Here is an 18971-nt window from a genome sequence, read left to right on the forward strand (position 1 = left end):
ATGACCGAGGTACCGCGCAAAATCATCCATATCGACATGGATGCGTTTTACGCGGCGGTCGAACAACGCGACCATCCGCAATACCGCAACAAGCCGGTCATCGTCGGCGGCCAACCCGATTCACGCGGCGTCGTCGCCACCTGCAGCTACGAAGCCCGCGTATTCGGCGTGCATTCGGCGATGCCGTCTTCGCAAGCCTACCGGCTTTGCCCGCAAGCGATTTTTGTTAGACCGCGTTTCGACGTTTATCGAGACGTTTCGGCGGCCATCCGCGCCATCTTCGCCCGCTATTGCGACTGCATCGAACCCTTGTCGCTGGACGAGGCTTATTTGGATGTCAGCGCGGCCGAATCGGCGATGCGCTTGGCCAGGCAAATCAAACAAGCCATCCGCCGGGAAACCGGACTGATCGCGTCGGCCGGCGTGTCCTATAACAAGTTTCTGGCGAAGATCGCCTCGGATTTGGGCAAACCGGACGGCTTGCATCTGATTACTCCCGAGCAAGGCCCGACCTTCGTCGAAACCCTGGCCGTCGGCAAGTTTCACGGCATCGGCCCCGCCACCGAACAGAAAATGCAGGCGCTTGGGATAGTGACCGGACTGGATTTGAAACAAGCGCCGCTGGCCTTGTTGCAACAGCATTTCGGCAAGGCCGCCCAGCATTATCACGACATCGCCCGCGGCGTCGATCGCCGGCCGGTGCGCGCCGACCGCCAGCGCAAATCGGTCGGCGTCGAAACCACCTTCGAGCGGGACATTGCCGACGCCGCCACTCAATTGGGCTTGCTACGGGATTTATTCGGCCAAGCCCTGTCGCGACTGGCCGAAAAGCGGATGACGGCTTATACGCTGACCGTCAAAATCAAGTACCGCAACTTTGTGCAAGTGACCCGCGCCCGGACGCTGGATCGGCCGATTACCGACGACGACGACACGCGCCAGCTGCTGGCCGAACTGTTGCACAGCGCCGGCGGCGACAGCCAGCCGGTACGCTTGCTGGGTGTGAGCTTGTCCGGCCTGGACCCGGAACGCGCCGCCGGGCGGTATCGCCAGCTCGATTTGTTCGAACACCTCTAGGACGACCGGCCGCTCAGGCGCTTTCCAACTGATCCTTGATCGGCAAATGGCGGATACGCCGGCCGGTTGCCGCGAAGATGGCATTACACAACGCCGGCGCGATCGGCGGCACGCCGGGTTCGCCGATGCCGCCCAGCGGCACCTCGAAATCGTCGGCCGGCAGCAAATGCACCCGAATCTCGCGCGGCGCGTCGTCGATCCGGGCGATCGGGTAGGCATGGAAATTATCCTGTTGCACCGCGCCGTTCTTGAAACTGATCTCGCCTTGAGTCGCCAAGCTGACTCCCATATTGCAAGCGCCTTCGATTTGCGAGCGTATCCGCTCCGGGTTGACTTGCGGGCCGCAATCGACTGCGATGTCGATGCGGGGAATGCTCAGCCTGCCGTCCACGCCGACCGCGACCTCGGCGACGACCGCCACGTAGGTGACGAAGCTGTAATGCGCCGCCAAACCCAGGCCTTGGCCCTTGGCCAAGGCGCGGCCCCAGCCGGCTTCGCGGGTCGCGGTTTCGACGACGCGGCGCAAGCGGCCGGTATCGATCGGATAGCGTTCCGGCGATTCGCCGTGGTTCCAGGTATCGCCGAGACCGCGCGGATCGATTTTACGCGGCGGGCCGATCAAGGCCAGCAAGAAATCGCGGTGGTCGTGGCCGGCCGCCGCCGCCAGCTCGGCAACGAAGGATTGCACCGCGAACGCGTGCGGAATATTCGAAACCGAACGGAACCAGCCGATTCGGGTATGGGCCTCGGCCTCGGCGGTTTCGATGCGCAGATGCTCGATCGCGAACGGCACGTTGATCACGCCCATGCCCAATTCCACCGGCATCGGCAGTTTGCTGCCGGCGACGAAGGTTGAGGAAATGCTTGGCGAGGCGCTGCGGTGCAACCAGGACAAGGGCTTGCCTTCCGCGCTCAGTCCGACTTCCAGGCGATCCAGCGTCACAGTGTGATAGTAGGAATGATGCAAATCGTCTTCGCGGGTCCAGGTGAGCTTGACCGGTTTGCCGGCCATCGCTTGCGACAGCAGTGCCGCCTCGATCACGTAGTCCGGCATCGATTTGCGGCCGAAACCGCCGCCGAGCAAAGTGACGTGAATCGTGACCTTGTCCTCGGGCAGTTTCAGCCATTTGGCGACCTTCTCGCGGCTCAATTGCGGCGCCTGGGTACAGGCCCACACTTCGCAACGGCCGTTGGCGATGCGGGCGGTCGCGGCCGGCGGCTCCATCGGCGCCTGAGCCAGATGCGGGACGTAATATTCGGCTTCGACGCGCTTGGCGGCGGATTTCAGCGCGGCCTCGACATCGCCTTGCTGGCGGACCACCTTGGCGGGTTGGCGGGCCGCCGCTTCCAGCTCGGCTTGGTAGGCCGCGGAATCGTAAGCGGCATGCGGGCCGGCGTCCCAGTCGATTTTCAACGCGGCGCGTCCCTGAATCGCCGCCCAAGTGTTGGTCGCGATCACCGCGACGCCGCCCAACGGATTGAATTCGGCCGGCGGCGGACTGCCGGGCAACTCAACCACCTTGACCACGCCCTTTACCTTCAGCGCGGCACCGGCATCGTAAATTTTAACTTTACCGCCGTACACCGGCGGCCGGGCAACCACGGCGTACAGCATGCCTTGCAGCTGAGTATCGATCCCGTATTGGGCCTTGCCGGCCACGATGTCGGCGCCGTCGTAAATGTCCGACTGGCCCTTGCCGATATAGCGAAATTCGGCCGGTGCTTTCAAACGCAGCGTGTCGCGTTCGGGCACTGGCAGTTTAGCCGCCGCCTTGGCCAATTCGCCGTAACCGACGGTCTTGCCGCTGGGCAAATGTTTGACCAGATGCAGCTCGGCGCGCACCTCTTCGATAGGCACCCGCCATTTGACCGCCGCCGCCGTTTCCAGCATGCGCCGGGCCGCCGCGCCGACCCGGCGCATCGGCAGGAAAAAATGCCGGGTGCTGCGCGAGCCGTCGGTATCCTGATTGCCGAAGCGGACCTCGTCGCCGGGCGCCTGCTCAACCTTCACCCGAGCCCAATCGGCTTCCAGTTCGTCGGCGACCACCATCGGCAAACTGGTACGCACGCCCTGGCCCATCTCCGAACGGTGGCAGACAATGGTGACCGCGCCGTCGGCGGCGATGGCGACGAACACCAGCGGGTTATCGATCCAGCCGTGCGGCATCGCGTCGGCGCCGTATTTTTCCGGCGTTTGCGGGGCGGCGGATTCGTCGGCGCGCGACAAGGACGGAAAACCCGCCGCCAGCACCAAACCGGTGAGCGCGCTGGTTTTCAAAAACTCGCGGCGACTGACGTTGACGATGCTCAACGTATCGCCGGAACGATCGGAAAGCGGCCGGTTCATACGGGCTCCTCGTTCAGGCTCGCGGCCTGCTTGATCGCCGCGCGGATGCGTTGGTAAGTGCCGCAGCGGCATAAATTCACGCTCATTGCCTTGTCGATGTCCGCATCGCTGGGCCGAGGGTGTTGTTTGAGCAGCGCGGTTGCCGACATGATTTGTCCGGACTGGCAATAGCCGCATTGCGGCACGTTCAAGGCCAGCCAAGCTTCCTGAACCTTACGGCCGACCGGGTCGTTGCCGACGGCTTCTATCGTGACGATTTTTTTGCCGGCCGCCGCCGAAATCGGCGTCACGCAAGCGCGGGTGGGGGTGCCGTCCAGATGCACCATGCAGGCCCCGCACACCGCCATGCCGCAGCCGAACTTGGTGCCGGTCATGCCGAGCCGGTCGCGCAAGGCCCAGAGTAATGGCGTGTCGTCGGGTAGGTCGATTTTATGGCGTTTGCCGTTGATATCGAGCGTGGTCATGGTTTATCGCTCCGTCGTGAGTCGCGAAAAATGCCGTGCGGCAGGTGGGCGCATCGTACACGGCCGCCGTCGGCCGGTAAAGCGGCCAAATTGCTGGCGGGGATGGCGTTCGACCGGTCTAAGCCCCGCGCGCCGCGCCGTTCGACGGAGCTGCCCCTAGCGAAGCCACAGCGCTCAGGACGAACTTGCCGGCAAACCGCTCAGCGGCGCGCAACCGGCTCCGCGCCTTACCGCGACCATCTCGGCGATGATCGCCAGCGCGATTTCCTCGGGCGTTTTCGCGCCTAAATCCAGCCCGGCCGGCGCCCGGATGCGCTTTAGGGCGGCTTCATCCCAGCCTTCGCCGTCCAAGCGCGAAGTCACCAATTGCGCGCGCTTGCGGCTGGACACCAGCGCAATGTAGCCGGCCTCGGAATTCAGCGCCTGGGTCAAGGCCTCGTAATCGCCCTTGTGATGGGTCGCGACGACGACAAAATCGCCGGCGAGCGGCTGCAATTGTTGATAGCGCTGGTCGTCGCTAATCAGTTGACCCGCGCCCGGAAAACGTTCCGGCAAAGCCTGAGGATCATTGACGATGGTTTCGAAACCCAGGCGGCCGGCAAATTCGCACAAGGCTTCGACAATGCGGCCGTGGCCCAGTAGCCAAACGCGCGGTTTCGGCACCACCGGCTCGACGTAAACCCGCATGCTGCCGCCACAAGGCATGCCGGCGCCGAATACCTCGTCGGTCAAATCGACATCGATCACGCAGGGTTCGCCGCTGGCCAAGGCTTTTAACGCGGTATCGACCGCCATCGCCTGCGCGCAGCCGCCACCTATCCAGCCGGCCAGGACTTCGCCGGTTTCGCCGATCAGCGCCTTGGCGCCGGGTTTGGCCGACGACGAACCCAGGATTTCGACCACGGTGGCCAGCGCGTGCGGCCGGCGGGCGTCGCGCAATTCAAGTTGTAAACGTAGCAGATCGGGTTTTTGCATTATCGGGGGAGCAAGTCTTCGGGCCTGTCGATGTCGCGGAAAATACCGGGGTCGTCGCAATCGAGCAGCATGAGTTGATGGAGATGGGCTTGGATGACCGATTTTGCACCTTGATCGCCTTGCAATGCAATCAATTCAGGCGCCAATGCCGCAGCAAAACCGACCGGATGGCCGCGCCGGCCGTCTAGCGACGGCGCCGCCAGCCGGGCGCCGCCGCGCAAGGCCTCGGCGATTTGCGAGACGGTCGTCGGCAATATCCAAGGCATGTCGGCCAGTGCCACCAACCAGCCGGCGGCCGGGGAAGCCGCCCGTACTCCACACGCCAGACTATGCCCCATGCCCAGCTCGGCATCATCGCAAACCGCTATCTCGGCGCCGGCGGCGCGCAAGCGCTCGGCCAGTCCCGCATTGCTCGGCCGGACCACCGCGACGACCCGGTCGCAGCCCGCCGCCAGATTCCGGCAGGCGCTTAGCGCAACCGTCTCCCCGTCCGGCAGACATTCGCTCAACTTGTCCGCGCCGTAGCGGCGCCCGGCGCCGGCGGCCAACAGAATTCCGACTATTTCCGGCATCGGCGGACACGCCTGGTTGAATATGGCAACATCGGGATGGTTGAAAAGCCTGGATTCGAGTTAAACGTTGCTGAAATTGGGACACGGTGCGCCGACGAGTCGGATTGTGAAGCGCGGACGGCTTGCAAAATCCACCAAGTCGGCAACCTTGCGGCACAAGGACCGGCGCCGAACCTTAGCATCGACGTAGCGGCGGCGCAATCAGCCGTTGGATTTTTCGCGCCGCCGCTTGATTCGCGTTTGCCGGATTCTCGGTGGTGCGGGTGATTTAGCATGGGCGGACCACGGTCAGGCCGACTATAATTGGCCCAACTTTGTCTTGAAACCGCACCGATGCTTAAGCTCCGTTTTTCGTCAGCGATATTGCCCACGACGCTATTGGCGGTGTTGCTGGCCGGTTGCGCCGGCGACGACAAGAAGGCGCTGAATATCGCCCCGCAAGCGATACCGGCCGACGCGCCCAAGGTGGTCGCCGAGGCCTTGCAATTGCAGGGGCGGCCCTATGTCTACGGTGGCGCCTCGCCCAGCCAGGGCTTCGATTGCAGCGGCTTGGTGTATTACGTCTACAACCGCCAGGGCCTGCGGCTACCGCGCGACACCTTTTCGCTGGCCACTCAATTGCCGGCGGTCAATCCGGAGCAGCGCCGGCCGGGGGATCTGTTGTTTTTCAATACCGACAAGCCCTACTCCCACGTCGGCATTTACGTCGGCGACGACCGCTTCGTGCACGCTCCCAGTAGCCGGACCGGCCGGGTCATGGTGTCCGATCTGAATCAACCGTACTGGCGGGAACGCTTCATCGGCGTGCGCCGCCCACCCGGCCAGCCCGCGCTATCGATGAACGAAGCTTGTTATGGCGGCTAGTGTCGGCGTCCGGCGTCCCCATTCATCGCGTTAGGCCGATTTCGCCGACCATCGCGCCGGACAGCCGGGGCCGCACCGGTAAGTAATTACATCGCCGTAAACAAAGATAAAGCCATGAATCAACGTATCCCCGCTCTCGATAATCTGCGCGGCCTGGTGATGGTGCTGATGACGCTGGATCACACCCGCGACTTTTTCAGCAACGCCCATTTCGATCCGACCGATCTGGACAAGACCTCGCCAGCTCTGTTCATGACGCGCTGGATCACCCATTTTTGCGCGGCGGTATTCGTGTTTCTGGCCGGCACCAGCGCCTATCTGTGGGCGGCCAAACGCGGTCCGGACGCGCCGCTCGGCGAATTTCTGGTCAAGCGCGGCCTGTTGTTGGTGGTGTTGGTGGCGACCGTCGAAGCCTTTGCCTGGAATTTCCGGGCCGACTTGCGCCAGCTCGACGCCGGCGTTTTGTGGGCGATCGGCTGGTCGATGATCGCATTGGCCGGTCTGGTCAGATTGCCGCTGGCTTGGCTGGTGGCGTTCGGCGGCATCATGGTGGCGAGCCATAATTTGTTCGACGGGATTAAACCGGAGCACTTGGGCGGGTTCGGCCCGTGGTGGGCGGTACTACATACCGGCGACGACGTCGATTTCGGCGCCGGCTGGAAACTGAATCCCTATTACCCCTTGGTACCGTGGATCGGCGTGATGGCGCTGGGTTACGGCTTCGGCGGGCTGATCAGCCGTCCTGACTGGCAAAGCGGTCGACGGCTGGCCGGCTTGGGCGCCGCGCTGATTCTGGGATTTATCGCGCTACGCTACGGCAATTTTTACGGCGATCCCAAACCCTGGCAAAGCTACCCGGACCCGGCATTCACGCTGCTGTCGTTTATCAACTGCCACAAATACCCGCCGTCGTTGCTGTACCTGTTGATGACCTTGGGGCCGGCCTTGCTGTTCCTGGCAGCCAGCATCGGCCGGCTGTTGCCGATTTTGCCGGTGTTCGGCAAAACCCCGCTGTTTTACTATTTGATTCATCTTTACTTGATACACGGTTTGGCGGTGCTAATCGCCTATTGGACCGGCGGTCCGGTCGATGCGATCGCCAACGGCGGCATTTGGCGGAAGGACTTGCCGGCGGACTATGGCTACGCTCTGCCCGGCGTTTACGCGATTTGGCTGCTGGTGTTGCTGATGCTGTATCCGGTGTGCCGCTGGTTCGAGGCCTTCAAGGCGGCGCGCCCGGCTTGGCGCTGGTTGCGCTATTTATAGCCCGCTTCAAGCGTTAAATTGCGTCAATGACCATTATCGCCAAGCGATGCAAATCCAAGCGTTTGGCGACGGCGCGCGACAGAGCAATCTCGACCCCTTTTCAACAACAATCGGCTCGACCGACAGAGGAACATTCTTGCTGGAACTAGACTGGATTGCGGCCTACCTGGGCCTGGGCGTGGCGGTCGGCTTCTTTGCCGGCTTGCTGGGTATTGGTGGCGGCGGCATTATGGTGCCGGTATTGACCGCTTTGTTCGCGATGCAAAACTTCGGCTCGGCGCACTTGGTACACATGGCGCTGGCCACCTCGATGGCAGCCATCATCGTCACGTCGATCGCTAGTCTGCGCGCCCATCATCGGCATGGCGCGGTGATCTGGCCGGTGGTTTGGACCCTCTCGCCCGGCATTATCGCCGGCACCTTTTCGGCGGCCTTCGTCGCCGCGTTGATTCCGAACCGACCGTTAGCCTTGTTTTTCGTGGTGTTCATGGCTTATGTGTCAGTGCAAATGGTGCTCAACGTCCGCCCCAAGCCCAGCCGACAACTACCCGGCCCGGTGGGATTGAGCCTGGTAGGCCTGTTGATCGGCGCGGTCTCGGCGTTGGTGGCAATCGGCGGCGGCTCGCTGACGGTACCGTTTCTGAGCTGGTGCAACGTGCGCATCCAGCATGCGATCGGCACTTCGGCGGCGGTCGGCCTGCCGCTGTCGCTGGCCGGCACCTTGGGCTACATGGCCAGCGGCTGGCGGGTCGAGGGCTTGCCGGCCCTTAGTTTCGGCTACATCTATCTGCCGGCGGTGGCGGCGATTGCGCTGGTCAGCGTGGTGACCGCGCCATTGGGCGCCAGACTGGCCCATCGCCTGCCGGTACCGGCCTTGAAAAAACTGTTCGCGCTGTTGTTGATGCTGCTGTCCGCCAAGATGCTGCACACCGTCTACGGCGCCTGAACAGCGGCCGGGAAAATCGGCGGGCGGCCGAGCGCGATTGGTTATAATGGCCGGCAACGGAATGCACTATAAAGGGGAGGGATTTCATCCATGCCGCGCGGCGGCTATCGACTGGGGAAGAATTTAAATGGCTGATGAACTACATAAAATCCTGATCGTCGGCGGCGGTGCCGCCGGTCTGGAGCTGGCGACCGAACTCGGGAAAAAACTCGGCAAACCCGGCCGGGCGGAGATCACCCTGCTGGACGCCGCCTCGACGCACATCTGGAAGCCGTTGCTGCACGAAGTCGCCTCCGGCACCTTGGCCGAAGCCGAGGAAATCGAATACATGGCTCAGGCCCACCGCAACCATTTCCGCTTCCTGTTCGGCCGGATGGAAGGCTTGGACCGCGCCGCCAAGGAAATCATCGTCGCGCCGATCAACAACAAGCAAGGCGCCGAACTGATTCCGGCCCGCCGCTTCAAATACGACACCTTGGTGATGGCGGTCGGCAGCGTCAGCAACACCTTCGGCATCAAGGGCGTTGACCAGCATTGCATGTTCATCGACACCACCAGCCAAGCCTATCGCTTTCAGCGCCAGTTGGTCGAAACCTATTACATCCAGTCTTACGCCAACCAAAGCCGCCAGCGCGACAAGCCGCTGTCCATCGTCATCGTCGGCGCCGGCGCCACCGGCGTGGAGTTGTCCGCCGAGTTGCACGAAGTTACTAAATTGTTGGCCACCTATGGTTTGGAAGGCTCGATCGAGGTCAACATCACCATCATCGAAGCCGCCACCCAATTGCTGCCGGCCTTGCCGCCGCGCTTGTCGCAAGCCACCCAAGACCAATTGCTGAAACTGGGCATCCAGTTGAAACTGGGCCGCAAGGTCACCGAAGTCACCGAAACCGAGGTGCATACCTACGACGGCGAAGTGTTCGACGCCGATCTGAAGGTCTGGGCCGCAGGTATCAAGGCGCCGGACTGGATGAAAAACTTGGACGGGCTGGAATCCAACCACATCAACCAACTGGTGGTGGACCAAACCCTGCAAACCAGCGATCCCGACGTATTCGCGATCGGCGACTGCGCCGCCTGCGCCTGGGTCGACCATGCCGGCAACGTGCCGCCGCGCGCCCAGGCCGCCCATCAAATGGCCTCGGCGGTCGCCAAGACCATCGTCAACCGCCTGAACGGCAAGGCGCCGGTCAAATTCGTCTACCACGATTACGGCTCGCTGGTCTCGCTGGGCAAATTCAGCACGGTCGGGTCGTTGATGGGCAGCCTGATGGGTACGGTCAGCGTTGGCGGCTTTATTGCCTACATGGTGTATTTGTCGCTGTACAAAATGCACCAAGTGGCGATCCACGGCTATTTCCGCACCGCGATGCTAACCCTGTCCAATCTGTTCCGGCGCAGCACCCACGCCAAAATCAAGATGCACTAATCCACCCGACGAGCGAGCGCAATGTTAGAAATCGAATACGAATTCCGCGAGGAAGACCTGGTTCACTTCAACGAACTCAGGCTGAAAAACGATCCGGAAATGCAAAAGAAAATCCGCAACAACCGGTTGTTCGCCCCCGGCGTGATGATGGCGATCGGCCTGTTTTACTATGTGTATTACGTGGACATGATGACCACCGCCTACATCACGATCCTGGCGCTGGGCTGGGCCTTTGCGTCGCCTTTCATCATGAAAATGGACATGCGCCGCCAATTCTTCAACAAATACACCGAGGCCGAGAAAAAAGCCCTGTTCGGCATCCACCACCTGACGGCGGAACCGGAGTTCTTGCGGGAAACCTCGCCGGGCGGCAAGCACAAAACGCTGTGGAAAGACATGCTGCGGGTCGAGCGCCATAAGGATTACGTCTACATCTACGTCGATTTCGACGCCGCGATCGTCATTCCGCGCGCCACCGTCAAAAAAGGCGACCTCAAGGTGTTCGCCAAGCAGGTGGAAGGCTTGATCGAGCGCGCGAGTTGAATTTTCGCCGGTCCGATAGGCTGACGCCGCGACTTCGCCCAGCCGACCGCTTGACTTAAATAAGGCCATTCAGTCAGGAACGCTGATGCAAAAGGCGTTTTTGCCGGCTTGCTTGACCCGATACATGGCTTTGTCGGCTTGATCGATCAACTGGGCGACCGGCAGCTGGGCGTGCTCCGGTCCGCTGGCGCAGATGCCGATGCTGACGCCGATATTCGCGTTTCGGCCCTGAGTCAGCGGAATGTCTTGCAACAGTAAGCCGATGACTTTTTGCGCAATCCTGCTTAAATCGGCTGGATTGATCGCCGGTTTGCAGATCAGCGCGGCCAGAAATTCGTCTCCGCCCAATCTGACCAGAATGTCGTTGGCCCGAAAACAAGCCATTAAGCGCTGAGCAACCGCTATCAACACGGTATCGCCAGCTTCGTGGCCATAGCGATCGTTGATCGGTTTAAAGTTATCCAAGTCCATCAGGAAGATCGCGAAGCCGCAGGCTTCTTGCACCGCCAAATCGCGCATCAAATTTAGGCGGGTATCGAGACCGTTGCGATTGAACAGCTTGGTCAATGGATCGCGCTCCGCTTTAAAGCGGGTTTGCAGTTCTTCAATTTTTCGCTCCGTGATATCGATAACAATCATTTGCACGAAAGCGCTGCCTTCGAATTCCGAGGTTTCGCTCACCCTGGCTTTTGAAAACAGGCATTGAGCCCAACGCGGCCCATCCTGTTCGTCGGTAGTCACCAACTCGAATTCGCCGCTCGTCAATTCGCCGACGGTTAGCGTGTCGAAGACGATACGGTGAATTTGGCGGGCATCCTTAAAAAATTGTTCCATGCGGGCGGGTTCATCCCTCATCGTATCCAGGCGCAATACCTCGCGGCAAACCGGGTTGTGCAAAATCAGATCGCCGTGTTCGTTTAACACACAAATGCCCACGCCGGCATTCTCAAACAACAGCCGAAAGCGTTGTTCAAGCTTTTCGAGCTGCTCGCGCAACTGCCGTTCTGAATGAATGCGGAAATGCGAAATATCCAACAGGAAATTGATGTCGGCGATCAAGCGGCCAATTTCGTCCCTTTGGTGGCTAAGCGGACAGTTCAAGCGTTTCGTGCCGCTGGGGTCGATGTGGTTTAGCGTCGAGGCCACCGTTTTAATGGTGCGCACGAAAATTTGCTGGATAGCCAGCATGATGATCAGGGCCACGATCAATGTGTACGACGACAACAATAGCGCCTGATTTCGAGCGATCAGTTGGGCATTGCGCTCGATAACGTCGTGTTTGGGGAAAATTTGCAGCACCCCGACCTTCTCGCCGGGGCTGAATGGAGAATCCAGGTCGAGCGCCAACGGCGCTTCGCCGAGAGAATCATTCAGTGGTTTATGGTCATTGGTCGAATGCCAGCCACTTTGACTTTTCAACACGACGCCGGCAACGACTTCGTTGTTCATTAAACCGCCGATCACGTCGTCCGCGATTTCGCGGTTATCCAGGTAAGCCGCGATCTGCGCGCTTTTTTCGACCGTTTTGGCTAATTCCATGATTCTGGCGTAAGCCTTATTGCGCTCTTGCCGCAACGTGTCGGTATAGGACAATACCGAGCCACCCCCGGCCACCAACAGCGCAAAAAAACTGATGACCAACGTGATCCTTACCGAAAGCTTCTTAAAGGCGATCATGAGTCAGGCGGGCGCGTCATTCGTCGGCCGGCTTTAGCCGATATACGACTTTGCAACAGCCGTCATAGTCCCTACCGTCGACATAACCGATGGCATCGGCGTTCTCCTTGACCGCCGACAACACCGCAGCCGGACTGGGCAGCATTTTCGGCGGCGTGGCGTTGCCGGTGAACAGCAATCGCGCCCAATAGGCATTGACTTGCGGCACCGATTTGCCGACCAATGCTTGATAAAAATGGGCGCGGGTCGGGGAGTCTTGCGCCAGATCGATCGTAAACACGGCTTTGCCGCCGTGGAAAATCTGCTGGCGCCCCATAAAAAAGTCGATCACTTGATTACGGTTAAACGCCACGGTCTGATTGGTTGGATTGACCACCACCAAAACCTCCTCCCCGCAACACGCGGGTTGACCGTGCAACGCCGCTAACGGGACCAGAAAAAGGTAAGGACTCAAGAAACCGCGCTTGCCGAGCAGCCGCGGTTCCGAAGCGCTGACCCGCCTTGCATCGCTATGATCGGAGCACCGGAAACGCCTCATGGTCAAATGGCCCGCCATCATTAAAAAGACCAGTTCATGCTGAGCGACAGCAAATCGACATCCAGATCCGGCGTCGAAATCTCACGGCCGCCGTTTAGCCACAGACTGGAAGAGTTGGCGGCAACGTGACTGTGGTCCCATTGAATTTTGGCGGCCAAATTGGGCGCGAAATCCCAGCGAGCACCCAAACTGATGGTCTCCTGATTGATCCTGTACTCTTGCATGGCTATCAATGTGGCGGCATACAATTGGTCTTGCAACGGACCCCGGATTTCCGGCGGCATGACCGTTTTTGAATCGCCACTCGGTCTGGCGATGCTGAACAAGACATAGGGCGTAATGTCGCCAACGTGCCGGCCGACACTGAAGTAACCACTGAATTGGCTGTTAATTTCCGGCACTCCGGAATCAAGATAACCAAACTCGCTTTGAATGCTCCAGTCGTTGGCGTTATAGGCGGCGCCGATTGAGTAAAAGCCAATGCCTTTACCAACCTGATTGAGTTGCGCCGCGTAATCGGCCGAATTGCGCCAGACGGCCCTCACCCCAGGGTTGGTGAGTCCTTGGATGAGCTGTGAGATTCCGGCGAAGTTTTTATCGAAAATGGTATAGGTAGCGCCGAGGGAGAGTTGCCAGTCCTCGTCTTCGTAACTCAATTTTCCACCGAAGATCGGCGAGAGAGCCAAGGTATTTTTTGAAACGGTATTGAGCTGAAAGATCGGAAACGAATGCGAGTAACTGCCGGCAAACGCTTTCGCTTGAAAAAACCCCTGGGCGAGCGGTACTCGCCAAGCCAGGTCCACGCCGTCAAAGTTTTGGTTAATCAAGGAGCCGTAAAACTCGGTCGGCGGCCTTTCCCACAAATAGGCGTAACCGACATTGCGGTAATCGGAAAGCAGATAAACGTCCAGGCCCAAACGTCCCGCGCGCACGGTGACGTTACGGCCGGGCTGCCAGCGCAGCAGTCCCCAAAACAAGTTTTCGTTCAAGGAGTTATACGATCTGTCCTTAATCAGGAATTGCACCATCGCATCCCATTCGTCGGTAAATTTGGCGCTGGCCTGAATGCCGAGTTGGCTGCTGGACCGCCACGACCAATGACCGTCGAAGGTGTTCGGTTGATCGGTCGATGTTTGTAAAAACAAGATATCGCTGCTGTCGTAAACAGCGCCTAACGTACCAAAACTGCTCAGGCGTAACTTTCCATCCTCCGTGGAAAAAAAGTCCGCTTGAACCGTTCGCGCACTCAATAGTATCGGCAGGCCTAACACCAACAATGAAATTATCCGCTTCACGACACACTCCGAATGCCTGGGGCAATGGCATTAATTCAACAATATCAATTCATGCTTGAAGCCATAACCTATGACAAATAATTGAGTAAATCGACATGGAGGCACCAGCGCCCGAGCACGCGAATCAACACCGCCGCCCCTTCCCGTTAACCCGAAACGACGGCATTCCTCCGGCCAATATAAGATACCGTCCGGAGCGGCCGGAAACCCGTTGATCGGACATATCAAAAACAGCGCGCGCGGCACCCAAGGTCAGCCGCCAAACCGACGCTTGCCACGGCGCCCATCTCAAGGCTCGCACGGCATCCAGACCGATTTCAGCGCGACGGCGGCGTTTCCCGACACAGCAAGTGTAGACCCAGGGCGTTCGCGATGGAATGATCGGCGGATGATTGTTGCACGGTGGCTGTTCCGATCGGCGCCAGGTGATCACTCGGACCTCTCGGAATCCAGACCGGCTTGGCCCGCCCAGCCGAGCGCCTTGTATTTTCTCGGACTATCTTTAACCCAATATAATCGATACAGTGGCGCCGGTTCGAACCGAGCGTCAGGCCGATCGAGCATGTAATCACCTCTTGGAAGCAGCGAAGCCGATGAAAAAATATCCCGAAGTAAAGATTCCTTCCCTGGATGTCTGGGCCAAGGCGGCCGCGAAATCCGCGCCGGGCGGGGATGTCGAGAACCTGACCTGGACGACGCCGGAAGGACTGGCGGTCAAGCCGCTCTACACCAAGGCCGATACCGAACATCTGCCGTTCGCCGACACCCTGCCCGGTTTCGAGCCGTTTTTGCGCGGCCCGCAAGCGACGATGTACGCGGCGCGGCCCTGGACCATACGCCAATATGCCGGCTTCTCGACCGCCGAAGAGTCCAACGCGTTCTATCGTAAGGCCTTGGCCGCCGGCGGCCAAGGCATCTCGGTGGCCTTCGACCTGGCCACGCATCGCGGTTACGATTCCGACCATCCTCGGGTGACGGGCGACGTCGGCAAGGCCGGCGTGGCCATCGACTCGGTCGAAGACATGAAAATCCTATTCGACGGCATTCCGCTGGACAAAGTCTCGGTATCGATGACGATGAACGGCGCGGTGCTGCCGGTGCTGGCCGGCTACGTGGTCGCCGCAGAGGAGCAGGGTGTCTCCCAAGACAAGCTGTCCGGGACCATCCAGAACGACATCCTCAAGGAGTTCATGGTCCGCAACACCTATATCTATCCGCCGACGCCGTCGATGAAGATCATCGCCGACATCATCGGTTACACGGCCAAGCACATGCCGAAGTTCAATTCGATCTCGATCTCCGGCTACCACATGCAGGAGGCCGGCGCGACCCAGGCCTTGGAACTGGCATTCACCTTGGCCGACGGCCTGGAGTACGTGAAAACCGCGATCGCCTCGGGCATGGACGTGGACGACTTCGCCGGCCGGCTGAGTTTCTTTTTCGCGATCGGCATGAACTTCTATCTGGAAGTGGCCAAGCTGCGCGCCGCGCGACTGCTGTGGTGGCGGATCATGAAGGGATTCAATCCGAGCAACCCGAAGTCGATGATGCTGCGTACCCACAGCCAAACTTCGGGCTGGTCGCTGGCCGAACAAGACCCATACAACAACGTGGTACGGACCACGATAGAGGCGATGGCGGCGGTGTTCGGCGGCACCCAGTCGCTGCATACCAACGCGCTGGACGAGGCCATCGCCCTGCCCACCGAATTCTCGGCGCGGATCGCTCGCAACACCCAGTTGATCATCCAGGAAGAAACCCACATCACCAAGGTCATCGATCCCTGGGCCGGCTCGTACATGATGGAATCGCTGACCCAGGATATTGCCGATAAGGCCTGGGCCATCATCGAAGAAGTCCAGGCGATGGGCGGCATGACCAAGGCGGTCGAGTCGGGTTGGGCCAAGCTGCAAATCGAAAAATGCGCGACCCAGAAGCAAGCCAATATCGATTCTGGTAAAGACGTGATCGTCGGCGTCAATAAATACAAACTGCCCCGGCAAGACGCCATCGACATTCTGAATGTCGATAACCACGCGGTACGCGAAGCGCAGGTGGCGCGGCTGGCCGAAATTCGCGCCGGCCGCGACGCCGGCGCGGTTCAGGCGGCTCTCGACGCCGTTGGCGAATGCGCCAAAACCGGCGACGGCAACTTGCTCGACCTGGCCGTCAAGGCGACTCGCCTGCGCGCCACGGTCGGCGAAATTTCCGAAGCGCTTGAAAAGGTCTGGGGCCGCCATCGCGCCAGCAATCAGGCCGTGACCGGCGTCTACGGCGCCGCCTTCGAGGCCGATCGGGATTGGGCGCAACTTAAGGAACAGGTCAACAACTTTGCAACCGCCGAGGGCCGCCGGCCACGCATCTTGATCGCCAAATTGGGCCAAGACGGCCACGACCGCGGCGCCAAGGTCGTCGCGACCGCCTTCGCCGACTTGGGCTTTGACGTCGACATCGCGCCGCTGTTTCAGACGCCGGAGGAAGTCGCCCGCCAAGCCATCGAAAACGACGTGCACGCGATCGGCGTATCGACGTTGGCGGCCGGCCACAAAACCCTGGTGCCGGCGCTGATCGAGATATTGCGCGGGCAGGGCGCCGGCGACATCATCGTCTTCGTCGGCGGCGTCATTCCGGCCCAGGATTACGAATTTCTGTTCGCCGCCGGCGCCAAGGGCGTGTTCGGACCCGGCACGCCGATTCCGCAATGCGCGCGGGACGTGTTGAACGCCATTCAAGCGGCCCAAGCGCCAACGGCACCTTGATCCAGACCCAACAGCATGCCGGCTCTAACGAATTTCCAACTCAGCCACGAAGACCAGGCGCTCGCCGACGCCGTACTCGCGGGCCAGCGCCGCGCCCTGGCCAAGACGATTACCCTGATCGAATCGACTCGTAGCGACCATCGCCAGCGAGCGCAGGCTCTGCTGCATACCTTGCTGCCGCACAGCGGCGACTCGATCCGACTCGGGATCTCCGGCACGCCGGGCGTCGGTAAATCCACCTTCATCGAGGCGTTCGGCTTGCACCTGATCGAACAGGACCACCGGGTCGCGGTGCTGGCGGTCGATCCGTCATCCTCGCTATCCGGCGGTTCGATTCTCGGCGACAAGACTCGGATGGAATTATTGTCGGCGCGCGAGGAAGCCTTCATTCGCCCGTCCCCGTCATCCGGGTCGCTGGGCGGCGTCGCCGCTTCGACGCGAGAAGCGATGCTGGTTTGCGAAGCGGCGGGCTTCGATGTGATCGTCGTCGAAACCGTCGGCGTCGGTCAGAGCGAAACGGCGGTCGCGGGCATGACCGATGCGTTCTGCCTGCTACAGCAGCCTAACGCGGGTGATGATTTGCAAGCGATGAAAAAGGGTATCGTCGAACTGGCCGATATTTTCGTCATCAACAAGGCCGATCTCGATCCGCTGGCGGCCGACCTGACCGCCGGCCAAATCAAGGCGGCGCTGACACTACTGCGGCCAACCGGCGCGCGGTGGCAGCCGCCGGTCGTGAAAGTCAGCGCGGCTTTCGGCGACGGGATCGACCACTTCTGGCAACAACTCGGCCTTTATCGCCAGACGGTCGGCGAAACCGGCGAATTGGCCGCTAAACGCAGACATCAGTCGTTATCCTGGATGTGGGCGTTGATCGAGTCGGGTCTCCAGGAACGCTTTCGAGGTCACCCCGGCGTCCGGGCCGCGATGCCGGATCTAAGCGCCGCCGTCGAAAGCGGCAGCGTATCGCCCACGGTGGCCGCGCACCGTTTGCTCGAACTGATGGGCGATACCGCCGGGATTTAACCTAGGCGCCGGGCAATCGCGGTAACATTGACCCGCACGATGTCATGCGCTTCTGGATGAATGGAAGCGTTTACCAAAAACGCTGAGTGGCCGCCCGCAGACAGCCGCGCACGCGTTACGGCGCTTTTTGCCAACCCGCCGCGGCCGCTTGGTCGACCGTGTCGAAACAGCGCTCGCCCTTGCTGGAATCGATGACCACACTGGCGTAGGTCGGATGGCTGGCTTCGAAGTAGAGTTTGCGATGCTTGCCGGAAATGTTGCCCTTGACCGGGCAGACGGAGTCCGGGCCATTGCCGGCGCTCGTATCGCCGCCGGTTTGATCGCCGTGGCCGGGACAGGCGAACGGGGCGAAATCGCGGTCGTAGCAGATCCGCCATTCCTTGGCGTTGCGGTCGAAGTAAACACCGTCCTTGGACAGCTGCGGATTGTGTTGCGCGAACCAGGCCTTGCCCTGGGCTTCGTCGGCGATGGGTTGATTCGGCAGATGCAGCGCGCCATGCAAGGCTAACGCTTGATCGAAATAGGCTTCCGGCGTGCGCAGATGTTGATCGATCATGCAGGTACCGTGGTTTTCGAATTCATGCTGCAATAACCAGACACTGGGCGTCATGCAAAAGTATTTCGCCAGTAACGTCCGGTCGATTTTGGGCCGGTCGCCGGCGCAGGCGCGCGGGTAGTCCTTGGGTTTGGCCAGCGTGCCTTGCGGCCACAACCCGTGCAGGATGTAGCCAAAGCGGGTTTTACCGCCGCATTGCAGATAATCTTTTTGGCCGGGGCGACTGTTGCCGCCTTTTTCCTCGCAGTAGTTCGGCGCCCAGGAATAGGACAGCACGTAAAACTCCGATGGCCGGTCTTGGGTGGCGTCGGCCACCACGTCATAGGTTTCGTAAGTGTCTTTCGGGTCCACGCAGTCCGCACCCACGGCGAAGGCAATCAGCGTCAGACAAATCGTAAACAGCGGGTGGGATCGGGACATCGGCGGGTTCCTCATCATTATTTTTTGGGATTGAGTCGCTAGCGCGCCGCCGCACGACGCGCGGTAAACCCAGTATGTCGCGGCGCCAACGACAATATGAAGACATTTCGCAACCGCCGACAAATCAGTTTAGCGCTAACATATCAGTTTCTTTTCAAATCAAAATCTCGCGGAATACTAGTCGCTGTCAGGCTGGAATCCTGGTAGCGCAATCACA

General features: G+C 60.3%; 16 protein-coding genes. 8 read left to right on the forward strand and 8 right to left on the reverse strand.

Features of this window, described 5'->3' with window-relative positions; all coding sequences use genetic code 11:
• Positions 1-1077 (forward strand): DNA polymerase IV, encoded by a 1077-nt coding sequence (gene dinB / locus AC3B8H_RS01950; protein ID WP_488439933.1) that lies wholly within the window; start codon positions 1-3, stop codon positions 1075-1077.
• 13 nt (positions 1078-1090) lie between these two features.
• Here the strand turns inward: dinB and AC3B8H_RS01955 are convergent, their stop codons facing one another.
• The 4 genes from AC3B8H_RS01955 to AC3B8H_RS01970 form a co-directional block, all read right to left on the reverse strand.
• Complete coding sequence (locus AC3B8H_RS01955) at positions 1091-3424, reverse strand: xanthine dehydrogenase family protein molybdopterin-binding subunit (protein ID WP_488439934.1); 2334 nt, start codon at positions 3422-3424, stop codon at positions 1091-1093.
• Positions 3421-3888 carry a (2Fe-2S)-binding protein gene (locus AC3B8H_RS01960; RefSeq protein ID WP_488439935.1) on the reverse strand — a complete coding sequence of 156 codons (468 nt, stop codon included), beginning with the start codon at positions 3886-3888 and terminating at the stop codon, positions 3421-3423. The genes AC3B8H_RS01955 and AC3B8H_RS01960 overlap by 4 nt, the downstream gene beginning before the upstream one ends.
• A 174-nt stretch (positions 3889-4062) precedes the next feature.
• The gene (locus AC3B8H_RS01965; RefSeq protein ID WP_488439936.1) at positions 4063-4863 is read right to left on the reverse strand and encodes an XdhC family protein; all 801 of its coding nucleotides are present in this window, start codon (positions 4861-4863) and stop codon (positions 4063-4065) included.
• A complete protein-coding gene (locus tag AC3B8H_RS01970) occupies positions 4863-5435 on the reverse strand; it encodes a nucleotidyltransferase family protein (protein ID WP_488439937.1) in 573 nt (190 codons plus the stop codon). The genes AC3B8H_RS01965 and AC3B8H_RS01970 overlap by 1 nt, the downstream gene beginning before the upstream one ends.
• A 333-nt stretch (positions 5436-5768) precedes the next feature.
• Here AC3B8H_RS01970 and AC3B8H_RS01975 point away from each other — a divergent pair, with 333 nt between their 5' ends.
• The 5 genes from AC3B8H_RS01975 to AC3B8H_RS01995 all read left to right on the forward strand — a co-directional run bounded on the left by AC3B8H_RS01975 (position 5769) and on the right by AC3B8H_RS01995 (position 10483).
• Positions 5769-6299, forward strand: coding sequence for a C40 family peptidase (locus tag AC3B8H_RS01975; RefSeq protein ID WP_488439938.1), 531 nt, complete (start codon positions 5769-5771; stop codon positions 6297-6299).
• Between the two features lie 114 nt (positions 6300-6413).
• Entirely contained in the window at positions 6414-7565 is a 1152-nt protein-coding gene (locus tag AC3B8H_RS01980) for an acetyltransferase domain-containing protein (RefSeq protein WP_488439939.1), read from the forward strand.
• A gap of 136 nt (positions 7566-7701) precedes the next feature.
• Positions 7702-8511: a sulfite exporter TauE/SafE family protein gene (locus AC3B8H_RS01985; RefSeq protein WP_488439940.1), complete on the forward strand. Its 810-nt coding sequence runs from the start codon at positions 7702-7704 to the stop codon at positions 8509-8511.
• Positions 8512-8638: 127 nt separating this feature from the next.
• The gene (locus tag AC3B8H_RS01990) at positions 8639-9940 is read left to right on the forward strand and encodes an NAD(P)/FAD-dependent oxidoreductase (protein ID WP_488439941.1); all 1302 of its coding nucleotides are present in this window, start codon (positions 8639-8641) and stop codon (positions 9938-9940) included.
• A gap of 21 nt (positions 9941-9961) precedes the next feature.
• Positions 9962-10483, forward strand: coding sequence for a YcxB family protein (locus AC3B8H_RS01995; protein ID WP_488439942.1), 522 nt, complete (start codon positions 9962-9964; stop codon positions 10481-10483).
• A gap of 69 nt (positions 10484-10552) precedes the next feature.
• Here the strand turns inward: AC3B8H_RS01995 and AC3B8H_RS02000 are convergent, their stop codons facing one another.
• From AC3B8H_RS02000 to AC3B8H_RS02010, 3 genes are all read right to left on the reverse strand, one after another.
• Entirely contained in the window at positions 10553-12160 is a 1608-nt protein-coding gene (locus tag AC3B8H_RS02000; RefSeq protein ID WP_488439943.1) for a diguanylate cyclase, read from the reverse strand.
• A gap of 16 nt (positions 12161-12176) precedes the next feature.
• Positions 12177-12539 (reverse strand): hypothetical protein, encoded by a 363-nt coding sequence (locus tag AC3B8H_RS02005; RefSeq protein ID WP_488439944.1) that lies wholly within the window; start codon positions 12537-12539, stop codon positions 12177-12179.
• A 179-nt stretch (positions 12540-12718) separates the two neighbouring features.
• Positions 12719-13843, reverse strand: coding sequence for a hypothetical protein (locus AC3B8H_RS02010; protein ID WP_488439945.1), 1125 nt, complete (start codon positions 13841-13843; stop codon positions 12719-12721).
• 743 nt (positions 13844-14586) lie between these two features.
• On the opposite strand from AC3B8H_RS02010, the gene scpA reads away from it, so the two are divergent.
• The gene (gene scpA, locus AC3B8H_RS02015; RefSeq protein WP_488439946.1) at positions 14587-16752 is read left to right on the forward strand and encodes a methylmalonyl-CoA mutase; all 2166 of its coding nucleotides are present in this window, start codon (positions 14587-14589) and stop codon (positions 16750-16752) included.
• A 15-nt stretch (positions 16753-16767) separates the two neighbouring features.
• Positions 16768-17778: a methylmalonyl Co-A mutase-associated GTPase MeaB gene (gene meaB / locus AC3B8H_RS02020; protein WP_488439947.1), complete on the forward strand. Its 1011-nt coding sequence runs from the start codon at positions 16768-16770 to the stop codon at positions 17776-17778.
• Between the two features lie 115 nt (positions 17779-17893).
• Here the strand turns inward: meaB and AC3B8H_RS02025 are convergent, their stop codons facing one another.
• On the reverse strand, positions 17894-18754 hold the full coding sequence (locus AC3B8H_RS02025) for a ribonuclease T2 family protein (protein WP_488439948.1): 861 nt from the start codon (positions 18752-18754) through the stop codon (positions 17894-17896).
• Between the last annotated feature and the right edge of the window lie 217 nt (positions 18755-18971).

This window comes from Methylomonas sp. BG-2, assembly GCF_057766305.1.